This window comes from Allobosea sp. P1_A7 (genome assembly GCF_056406775.1).
Window position 1 is genome coordinate 1 of record NZ_JBFTZN010000234.1, and the last position, 9,365, is coordinate 9,365.

A 9,365-nucleotide genomic window follows, 5' to 3' on the forward strand; every position below is an offset into this window, starting at 1 on the left:
GGATCGTGCCGGGCGAGCCGCCCTCGTCGCCGTAATAGAGATGATAGCTGCTCGGATCGTCGAAATTGACGGTCTTCTTGACCAGGCGCAGCCCCAGCACGCGACCGTAGAAATCAAGATTGCGGCGCGCGGGGCCGGAAATGGCGGTGACGTGGTGGATGCCGTTGATCTGCATGGCCTGTCCTCCGAAAGGGCTTGAGGCGGGGCGCCTCGTTCCGGCCAAAGATCGGAGTGCGGCAGGCAAAGCACCAGCCCGGTATCATTGCACGGAAGCAATGAACGTCTTGGCATCTAACAATTTGCATTGCGCCGGAGAGAGGGCATTTTCAGTGCCGAGACCAACCCGGTCCCCTGCTTCTGGAGATGCAATCATGATCGACAATCGCCTCGCCCCTTACGGCGCCCTCGGCCTGCGTGTCGCGCTCGGCCTGATGTTCATCGCCCATGCCTATCTCAAGCTCGCCGTGTTCACTCCCGCAGGCTTCGCCGGCTTTCTGGGCCAGGTCGGCTTGCCCGGCTTCCTCGCCTGGCCGATCATCCTGGCCGAGTTCATTGGCGGCGTCGCCATCCTGACCGGCTTCTACGGCCGTCTCGTCTCGCTGGCACTGCTGCCGGTCCTGCTGGGTGCCCTGATGGTGCATGCTCCGAATGGCTGGCTCTTCACCGCGGCCAATGGCGGCTGGGAATATCCCGCCTTCCTGGCGCTGACGGCGCTGGCCCACGGCCTGATCGGCGACGGCGCCCTGGCCCTGCGCCCTGTGCGCTTCAGCCCCCGCGCTGCGGTCGCCACCGCCTGAGCGCAGTCGACTATCGGTGAGCGCGGCCCAAGGGCCCGCGCCACGTCTTCCCGATCGCCGCCGCATGGCTTACAGCATCCGACCGGGCATCCGGCCGGATGCTGTAGCGCATTGTTCTTGCATCGGCTTCTTCCGAAAACCGGTATCCAATTCCCGGGCCGATGCTCTGGCGCCATGACGGCGGCGGACGCATGAAAGGACGAAAAGCGGATGAGCGGCACGAGCAAGACCCTCGCCTGGGACGATTTCCGGCTGATCAAGGCGATCGCCGAAGCCCGCGCCCTGCCGGCCGCCGCCAGCCTGATCGGCCTGAACCATTCCACGGTGTTTCGCCGCCTCGGCCAGATCGAGGACGGGCTCGGCCTGAAACTGTTCGAGCGGCACCGCAGCGGCTATGTGCCGACGCCCGCCGGCGAGGAAATGGTGCAGCTCGCCGGGCGGCTGGACGAGGACATTACCGCCTTCACCCGCAAGCTCGCCGGGCAGGAAATCCAGCCCGCCGGCGAATTGCGCGTCACCACCAACGACACCCTGCTGGTCGACCTGCTGACCCCGGTCTTCGCGGCCTTCCTGCAGCAATGTCCCGAGATCCGCCTCGACATCCTGCTCAGCAACCAGGCGCTCAACCTTTCCAAGCGCGACGCCGATGTCGCGATCAGGGCGACCGATAATCCGCCCGAGACCCTGGTCGGCCGGCGCGGCGCCCGCATCGCCTGGGCGCTCTACGGGCTGGCGAGCCGCTTCCCGCCCGATGCCGATACCAGCATGGAGACGCTCCGGGACCAGAACTGGATTTCGCTCGGCGACCAGTTCGCCTGGCTGAAGGCCGTCCGCTTCCTGCAGGATTACGTGCCGCCGGAGCGCATCGTCTACAAGGTCAACACGGTGCTCGGCCTGGCCGAGGCCGTCGAGGCGGGCATCGGCATCGGCTTCCTGCCCTGCTTCATTGCAGACACCAAGCCGGCCCTCGTCCGCCTGGCGGCGCCCGATCCCGAATTCGCGGCCGATCTCTGGCTCTTGACCCATCCCGATCTCAGGCACTCGCCGCGCGTGCGGCTGTTCCTCGATTTCATGGCGGCCGAGATCGGCCGGATGAAGCCGCTGATCGAAGGCGAGCGGGCCGTCGCGGCGCGCGGCGGCTGAGCCGCGTTCAGGAGCACAGTCGGGTTCCCTTACGGCGCAGCCGGYGCTAGGCTCTCGTCATGGAGATGCTTATCCCCCTCGCGATCGGGCTCAGCCTGATCTGGCTGATCGGCCGCGGCGCGCCCTGGAACGCCAAGCTGATCACATTGGCGATCACGCTCGCCGTGGTCCTGCTGATCGTGCTGCTCGAAAGAAGCGGCAACTGGCCTGACGCCTTCCGCAGATGACACCGGTCAGACGGTGACGCTGGCCAGAACGTGACGCTGGTCAGGAGACCAGCTTAAGCCCGACGATCCCCGCCACGATGAGCGAGATGCAGGCAAGCCGCAGGGCGCCTGCCGGCTCGCCGAGCAGCACGATGCCGAGCGCCGCCGTCCCGATCGTGCCGATGCCCGTCCAGACCGCATAGGCTGTGCCTACCGGCAGCGTCTTCAGCGCCAGACCGAGCAGGCCGAGGCTGACGACCATGCTGGCGAGCGTCAGCAGGGTCGGGACGAGGCGGGTGAAGCCTTGCGTGTATTTGAGGCCGATCGCCCAGCCGACCTCGAACAGGCCTGCGACGAAGAGATAGAGCCAGGCCATGGCAGCGCGCTCCGCATGAGAAGGGGCCAGTCGAAACAAGGCGAGGTCGTCCACGCCCCGGGACGCGGCAGGAGACGCCGCCCTTAGCCCAAACTAGGCCGCGCCTCTGCCGGTTGGGAAGGAGCGCGCCACCGCTGACCTCTGCATGGCTCTCATGGCCAGCTCCTTCGCGGGAGCCCGACCGACATACCCCTACGTTAGTCTTGTGCATAAGGCTCGTGCCGCCCCCAGGAGTTCCGCCTGCGGCATGGCGCCCCGTTCGGGCGCTGACTACGGGCATTGCACCGGCATTGCCGGTGGGGGCAACAAGGGGCCAAGCAAAGATGAATCTGGGGAAATGGGTGGGCTTGATTGCGGTCGCCGCGGCGTTGGGCGGCTGCGCCACCGTCACACGGGGTACGACAAGCCAGGTTACGATCGACAGCATTCCGCCGGGCGCAGACGCACGCACCTCGACCGGGCATAGCTGCCCATCGACGCCCTGCACGATCGAGGTCAGCCGCAAGTCGGAGTTCACGGTCAGCTACAGCAAGCGCGGCTTCCACGACGCCCAGATTCCGGTCGCGACCCGGGTCGCCGGGGCCGGGGCCGCCGGTTTCGCTGGAAACGTCATCGTCGGAGGCATCGTCGGAATGGGCGTCGACGCCGCGACGGGCTCGACGCTGGAGCACTATCCCAATCCCGTCGTCGCCACGCTGGTGCCGACCTCGAGGATCGAAAGCCGCACGCGCAGCTCGCGCTTCAGCCGCCGCCTGCGCGCGGCACGGGCCACGCCGGTTTCCTGATCTCTGGGAAGACAGCCAATCGCGATGCGGGCCTCTCAGCCCGCGTCGCCGCCGAGCTCCGGCTGCAGCACGCCGCGCAGGACGCGCTGGCATTCCGTCATTTCGACGAGCGCGGCTCTCAGCAGGACAAGATCCTCGCCGAACTCGGCCCGGTGATCGGGCTCCTCCGGCTGCGCCGGCTCCATATCGAGCTGCCAGGGCAATTCATCGTCGGAGCCTTCCGGTGCGTTCGCCGGCGCGGGCCGACGCGGCGCCGGCACGGGTGCGGCAACCGCGGCGGGAGCCTGCCCGCCGATCGGCCCGCCCCGGCCAATGGCCTGGACATGGCGCGGCCCCTGATCCTTCAGGATCCGCTGCAAGCCCTTGATGGTATAGCCCTCGCCGTAAAGCAGCCGGCGAATGCCCTTCAGGAGGGCGACATCGTCCGGCCGGTAATAGCGCCGGCCGCCACCGCGCTTGAGTGGCTTGATCTGGGTAAAGCGCGTTTCCCAGAAACGCAGGACATGCTGGGGGATGTCGAGGTCGTCTGCGACCTCGCTGATTGTCCGGAAGGCATCTGGGCTCTTGGTGTCCAATTCGGCCTCTACGTTGCCGGTGTGGAACTCCAGACTCACTCCTCGTCGCCCTCGCCCGCCTGCCCGTTGATGCGCGCCTTCATCACATTCGAAGGCTTGAACACCATCACGCGACGCGGCTCGATGGGGACCTCAACGCCCGTTTTCGGATTACGCCCGATTCGCTCGCCTTTGTCTCGCACGACGAACGAGCCAAAGGACGATAATTTCACATTCTCGCCGCGCGCGACCGCATCGCAGATCTCGTCGAGCACCGCTTCGACAAGTTTCGACGACTCTGTCCGCGACAGACCGATCTTCTGATACACAGCCTCGCACAAATCGGCGCGAGTGACCGTTTGCCCCGCCATTCATAGCCTCCAAGGCGTTCATGGGCCGGTGACCTCGTCACCAGCCTTGCGCCATTACGGACGCCGGACGCTATGCGTCCCGGACGGTCCGGTCAATCCTCGAGCGCCGTTTAGTAGCGCCCTCGGTCGAAATGGCAAAAAAAGGGAAGAGAAACTGTCCTAAGTGCCAGCGTTCTCAGCTGAAATGCTCACCAGCGGATCAAGGCCGACCCCCAGGTGAAGCCGCCGCCCATCGCCTCGATCAGGACGAGCTGGCCGGGCTGGATTCGCCCGTCGTGATGGGCCTCCGCCAGAGCCAGCGGAATCGAGGCGGCCGAGGTGTTGCCGTGCCTGTCGACGGTCACCACGACGCGGTCATGCGCGATGCCGAGCTTGTCGGCGGTGGCATCGATGATGCGCCGGTTGGCCTGGTGCGGCACGAACCAGTCGATGTCGTTGCCGCTGAGCCCGGTCGCGGCGAAGGTGTGGCGGACGGTATCGGCGAGGTTCTGCACCGCATGGCGGAAGACCTCCTTGCCCTCCATGCGCAGGAAACCGACCGTCTTGGTCGAGCCTGCGCCGCCATCGACATAGAGTTTGTTCTTGTAGCGCCCGTCGGAGCGGATATGCGTTGTCAGGACACCGCGGTCGGCCAGCGTGCCCTCCCCCTGCTCCGCCTTGAGCACGACGGCACCGGCGCCATCGCCGAACAGGAYGCAGGTGGTGCGGTCTTCCCAGTCGAGAATCCGGGAGAAGGTCTCGGCGCCGATCACGAGCGCGGCGCGGGCACTGCCCGTCTTGATGAAATTATCCGCGGTCGCGAGGCCGAAGACGAAGCCGGAGCAGACCGCCTGCAGGTCGAAGGCCGCGCCTTCGGTGATGCCCAGCGCCGCCTGGATCTGGGTCGCGGTTGCCGGAAAGGTATGGTCCGGCGTCGCGGTCGCGACGATGATCAGGTCGATCTCGGAGGCATCCATGCCGGCATCGGCCAGGGCCGCCTGCGCCGCCCTGAGGCCGACGACCGAGGTCGGCTCGTCATCGGCCGCAATATGGCGCTGGCGGATACCGGTGCGCTGGACGATCCACTCGTCGGTCGTGTCGACGCGCTCGGCAAGCTCGGCATTGGTGACGATGCGCTCCGGCAGATAGGAGCCGCATCCGCAAACCACAGATCGCAGAATGGACAAGTCAGAGATCCCTATTCGACGGCAGCGGCCTGAGGCGCCGTCTCCGGCTGCACCGAGGCAGCCACCATCTCGCGCAGCTTGGCCATCAGGTCATCGCGCGCCATCTCATAAGCCAGTTCGGTCGCGCTGGCGAAACCGATCGCGTCCGTCCCGCCATGGCTCTTGATGACGATGCCTTCGAGCCCGAGGAAGACGCCGCCATTGACCTTGCGCGGATCCATCTTGTCCTTCAACGCGGCAAATGCGCCACGTGCGAAGAGATAGCCGATCTTGGCCATCAGCGACCGGCTCATCGCGGCGCGCAGATACTCGCCGATCTGCCGGGCGGTGCCCTCGGCCGTCTTCAGGGCGATGTTGCCGGTGAAGCCCTCGGTCACCACGACGTCGACCGTGCCCTTGCCGAGGTCGTCGCCCTCGACGAAGCCGCGATAGTCGAGATGCGGCAGGTTGCCCTCGCGCAGGATGCGACCGGCCTCCTTGACGGCCTCGACGCCCTTGATCTCCTCGACTCCGACATTGAGCAGGCCGACGGTCGGCCGGTCGAGATCGAAGACGACGCGGGCCATGGCCGCGCCCATCACCGCGAGATCGACGAGATGGCGCGCATCGGCGCCGATCGTCGCGCCGACATCGAGCACCACGCTCTCGCCGCGCACCGTCGGCCAGAGCGCCGCGATCGCCGGGCGGTCGACCTGCGGCATCGACTTCAGGCAGAATTTCGACATCGCCATCAGCGCGCCGGTATTGCCGGCCGAGACCGTGACATCGGCCTCTCCGGTCTTGGTCGCGTCGATGGCACGCCACATCGAGGACTTGTAACGGCCATAGCGCAGGGCCTGGCTCGGCTTGTCGTCCATCTTCACCGACACTTCGGTGTGGTGGAAGGTCGTCACCGCCTTGAGCTTCGGGTGGGCCTCCAGAAGCGGCAGGACCTGGGCCTGATCGCCGAAGATGACGAAGCGCGCGTCGGGCCGCCGCTCGAGGGTCAGCGCCGCGCCTGGCACGACGACGGCAGGGCCATSGTCCCCGCCCATCGCATCGAGCGCGATTGTAACTGGTCGTTTCATTGGGTGCTGATTGTTCCCGAGGGGCTCGGCCGCTGTGGCGCAAAATAGGGCGGCGGCGGACAATAGCGACTTGGCGAGCCGCCGCAAGCCACTGCGCGTGCCGGTAAAGCCGTCATTCGCCGCGTTTCAGTTTGGCCAGGGCCGCAAAGGGCGATGCAAGCGCCGGGTCGTCGACCTGCGCTTCGAAATTCACTCCGGGCTTGCGCGGATAGGGATCGAGCCCGAGCGCCAGGAACTCGAGGGTGATCGCGCCAAGGTCGATCATGCCGTCGATGATCGGCTCCGGCGGGTCCTCCTCGTTGAGCATGACCTCGATGTCGATCTCGCCCTTCTTCTCGTCCTCCTCCTCGCGGCGGGCGGCGGCGAGAACCTCGGCCTCCGGCGCGAAATCGAGTTTCACGGGCAGCTTGATGCTGACCGGGAAGGCCTCGAGCGTGATGATGCAGGTCTGATGCAGCTGCGCCGCGATCTCGCCCTCCAGCTTCACGCGCTCGCCATTGCGGGCGAGTTCATAGCGCGCCTCGAGCGCTTCGATCGAAGGCAGGTCGAGCGCACGGGCGAGCCCGACGAGCGCAGAGCCCTCGGGCCTGACCACGATATGGGTGCCACGCGGCTTGATCGTCTCGACGCGGACGGGCTGGCTCAGCGGCAAGGCACGAGCGGAATCAGACACTGGGGGTACTTTCGTGAACCGGGAATGCAGGAAAGAGAGTCTCCTGCCCCAAAATTGCGTCAAGATCGAGCTGCGACAGACGTTCCAGCGCCTGGCCGACATAATCGGCCAGGGCTGTCGCCCCCTCGCCCGGGCTGACATTGCGGCGCAAGGCCTCGGCCAGCGCGCCCGGCTCAGGCGCAGCGAGCGCACTCTCATAGGCCTTGATGCGGCCGTAGAAGCTCTGCCCGATCTTCTTCATGCGCTTGGGCACGGCGATGTCGCTGATCCCGCCCTGGCGGAAGCCGAGCTCAAGATAGGCGAAGCAGGCATCGACGAAATCCTGCGCCAGATCGCTGGCCGGCGCCGGAAGTTCGCGCAGGCGCCGCAGAATCAGGAAGGCATGCAGCGTCAGCGATTCGAAGCGCCCTTCGAACGTGTCGGGGATGCCGCCGCCGATATAAAGACCGGGCTGGCGCGACGCGTCAGCCACGCGGGCCAGCAGCGCCTCGACCGGCGCGAGCCTTTTTGCGCGTTTTCCGAACAAGCCGAAGATCACCAGCGCATCTCCGCTCGCCGCCACTGCCTTGCCAAAGCCATTCTCGGGCGTTACGCCAACCTCTACCCGTTTGACAAGCGGCTTCGGATACCTCCTTGCCCACTCTGCTCCTGGATTCTCCCGCATGATCGACATGACCCGCCGCGCGGCCCTCTTCGGCCTTCTCGCGACCTCGTCACTCGCTCTAGCCGGATGCGGAGCAGATCGGGGCGGATTCGTCCTGCCGACATCGRCGGGGCTGAACGAACAATACACCCGCGGCTTCGTCATGGACGAGCGCCTGGTCGCGCAGATCAAGACCGGCATGGACGTGCAGCAGGTGCTGACCATACTGGGCACGCCCTCGACGACCTCGACCGTCGGGAACCGGACCTTCTACTATATCAGCCAGACGGTGCGCCGGCGCTTCCAGTTCCAGGAACCCAGCGTCATCGACCAGAAGGTGCTGGTGATCTATTTCAACAAGTCCTTCAAGGTCGAGCGCATCGCCCAGTACGGCCTCCAGGACGGCGTGATCTTCGACTTCATCAGCCGCACCACCGTCACCGGCGGCGAGGAGCAGAGCTTCCTGCGCAACCTCTTCCGCGGCGTCACCAAGTTCTCGCCGCTCGGCGGCCTGGGCGGGGCCAGCAACTGAGCCGACCCGACCGGAATGACCGAACACGAGAAACCCCTGCGGCCCACGCCGCAGGGGTTTTTCTTTGGGTTGCGGCATTCGCCAGAGCATCGGACCGAAAGGTGGAGAATCCGGTTTTCGGAAAAATCCGATGCTTGACCAAAGAGCTCGATCGCCGCTCCTGCGTCCGAATGGACGCACGGCGATCTGGGCCGGCTGCGCCAGCTTGCGCTCGGGCAGCGTCATCGCGATCACGCCCAGGATGACCAGGGTGAGCCCCACCCAGGCCGTCGGGCTCAGGCGCTCGCCGAGGAAGACGATGCCGATCGCGACGCCGACCGGCACGCGCAGATAGGACACCGCCGTGGTGCCGACGGGACCAAGCGTCCGGATCAGCCGGAAATAGATGGCGAAGGCGAGCGCGGTCGAGACCGCCGCCAGCGCCAGGAGCGCGATCAGCGAATCCTGCGAAGGGCTCAGCGTCCAGGGCCGGTCGACGACCAGCGCGACCGGCGTGAGCAGGGCTGCCCCGCAGATCAGCGAACCGGCGGCGGGGATGAGCGGATCGAAGCCGGTGAAGTTGCGGCCGAACAGGGCAGCGCAGGCATAGCAGACCGTGGCAAGTACGATGGCGATCTGCGCGGCCAGTTCGCTGCCGAACCCGCCCAGCGTCTGCATGCCGACCACCAGGGTGATGCCAGCAAGCCCGGCTGCGACGCCGAAGGCCTTGCGCAGGTCGACCTCCCGGCTCCGCGTCAGCGCCAGCGTGATCAGGAAGACGAAGACCGGGGTCGTCGCATTCAGGATCGCGGCAAGGCCGGCATCGACGCTGCGCTCGGCCCAGGCGATCAGGGTGAAGGGAACGGCGCTGTTCAGGCAGGCCTGGAACAGGAACTTGCGCCAGCTGTCGAGGTCGCGCGGCAGCCTCAGGCCGCAGCAGCGGATGACCGCCAACAGGATCACGCCTGCGATCAGGGTACGCCCGGCAATCAGGGTCAGCGGCGGAATCGTCTCCACGCCGATCTTGATGAAGGTGTAGGAGCCGCCCCAGAGGGTGGCGAGCAGGACCAGCA

13 protein-coding genes and 1 pseudogene are annotated in these 9,365 nt (G+C 66.4%); 5 read left to right on the forward strand and 9 right to left on the reverse strand.

The window, feature by feature from the left end; all coding sequences use genetic code 11:
- A partial coding sequence (locus AC1D34_RS28690; RefSeq protein WP_476826048.1) for a VOC family protein occupies positions 1 to 175 on the reverse strand: 175 nt, incomplete at its 3' end.
- A 196-nt stretch (positions 176 to 371) separates the two neighbouring features.
- Between AC1D34_RS28690 and AC1D34_RS28695 the strand changes: the two genes are divergently transcribed.
- The 3 genes from AC1D34_RS28695 to AC1D34_RS28705 all read left to right on the forward strand — a co-directional run bounded on the left by AC1D34_RS28695 (position 372) and on the right by AC1D34_RS28705 (position 2,167).
- Positions 372 to 797 carry a DoxX family protein gene (locus AC1D34_RS28695; RefSeq protein ID WP_113518213.1) on the forward strand — a complete coding sequence of 142 codons (426 nt, stop codon included), beginning with the start codon at positions 372 to 374 and terminating at the stop codon, positions 795 to 797.
- 210 nt (positions 798 to 1,007) lie between these two features.
- Positions 1,008 to 1,940, forward strand: coding sequence for a LysR family transcriptional regulator (locus AC1D34_RS28700; RefSeq protein WP_441488678.1), 933 nt, complete (start codon positions 1,008 to 1,010; stop codon positions 1,938 to 1,940).
- A 59-nt stretch (positions 1,941 to 1,999) separates the two neighbouring features.
- Positions 2,000 to 2,167 carry a hypothetical protein gene (locus AC1D34_RS28705; protein WP_176733240.1) on the forward strand — a complete coding sequence of 56 codons (168 nt, stop codon included), beginning with the start codon at positions 2,000 to 2,002 and terminating at the stop codon, positions 2,165 to 2,167.
- Between the two features lie 40 nt (positions 2,168 to 2,207).
- Here AC1D34_RS28705 and sugE read toward each other — a convergent pair whose 3' ends face one another.
- The gene (sugE, locus tag AC1D34_RS28710; RefSeq protein WP_069876975.1) at positions 2,208 to 2,522 is read right to left on the reverse strand and encodes a quaternary ammonium compound efflux SMR transporter SugE; all 315 of its coding nucleotides are present in this window, start codon (positions 2,520 to 2,522) and stop codon (positions 2,208 to 2,210) included.
- Between the two features lie 323 nt (positions 2,523 to 2,845).
- Here sugE and AC1D34_RS28715 point away from each other — a divergent pair, with 323 nt between their 5' ends.
- A complete protein-coding gene (locus AC1D34_RS28715; protein ID WP_441504739.1) occupies positions 2,846 to 3,307 on the forward strand; it encodes a translation initiation factor 2 in 462 nt (153 codons plus the stop codon).
- A gap of 35 nt (positions 3,308 to 3,342) precedes the next feature.
- Here AC1D34_RS28715 and AC1D34_RS28720 read toward each other — a convergent pair whose 3' ends face one another.
- The 6 genes from AC1D34_RS28720 to AC1D34_RS28745 all read right to left on the reverse strand — a co-directional run bounded on the left by AC1D34_RS28720 (position 3,343) and on the right by AC1D34_RS28745 (position 7,676).
- Positions 3,343 to 3,921 carry a MerR family transcriptional regulator gene (locus AC1D34_RS28720; RefSeq protein WP_441488680.1) on the reverse strand — a complete coding sequence of 193 codons (579 nt, stop codon included), beginning with the start codon at positions 3,919 to 3,921 and terminating at the stop codon, positions 3,343 to 3,345.
- Complete coding sequence (locus AC1D34_RS28725; protein WP_069876977.1) at positions 3,918 to 4,232, reverse strand: integration host factor subunit alpha; 315 nt, start codon at positions 4,230 to 4,232, stop codon at positions 3,918 to 3,920. The genes AC1D34_RS28720 and AC1D34_RS28725 overlap by 4 nt, the downstream gene beginning before the upstream one ends.
- 188 nt (positions 4,233 to 4,420) lie before the next feature.
- Positions 4,421 to 5,398, reverse strand: a complete 978-nt coding sequence (locus AC1D34_RS28730; protein ID WP_476826046.1) for a beta-ketoacyl-ACP synthase III — start codon at positions 5,396 to 5,398, stop codon at positions 4,421 to 4,423.
- Between the two features lie 11 nt (positions 5,399 to 5,409).
- The gene (gene plsX, locus AC1D34_RS28735) at positions 5,410 to 6,465 is read right to left on the reverse strand and encodes a phosphate acyltransferase PlsX (protein WP_476826047.1); all 1,056 of its coding nucleotides are present in this window, start codon (positions 6,463 to 6,465) and stop codon (positions 5,410 to 5,412) included.
- A gap of 112 nt (positions 6,466 to 6,577) precedes the next feature.
- A complete protein-coding gene (locus AC1D34_RS28740; RefSeq protein ID WP_441504741.1) occupies positions 6,578 to 7,138 on the reverse strand; it encodes a YceD family protein in 561 nt (186 codons plus the stop codon).
- Complete coding sequence (locus AC1D34_RS28745; protein ID WP_441504742.1) at positions 7,131 to 7,676, reverse strand: ubiquinol-cytochrome C chaperone family protein; 546 nt, start codon at positions 7,674 to 7,676, stop codon at positions 7,131 to 7,133. Before AC1D34_RS28745 ends, AC1D34_RS28740 begins: the two co-directional genes overlap by 8 nt.
- A gap of 304 nt (positions 7,677 to 7,980) precedes the next feature.
- Between AC1D34_RS28745 and AC1D34_RS28750 the strand changes: the two genes are divergently transcribed.
- Complete coding sequence (locus AC1D34_RS28750) at positions 7,981 to 8,313, forward strand: outer membrane protein assembly factor BamE (RefSeq protein WP_476826049.1); 333 nt, start codon at positions 7,981 to 7,983, stop codon at positions 8,311 to 8,313.
- 195 nt (positions 8,314 to 8,508) lie between these two features.
- On the opposite strand, the pseudogene AC1D34_RS28755 reads toward AC1D34_RS28750, so the two are convergent.
- Positions 8,509 to 9,363 (reverse strand): annotated as a pseudogene (locus AC1D34_RS28755) (DMT family transporter); the annotation flags it as partial.
- Between the last annotated feature and the right edge of the window lie 2 nt (positions 9,364 to 9,365).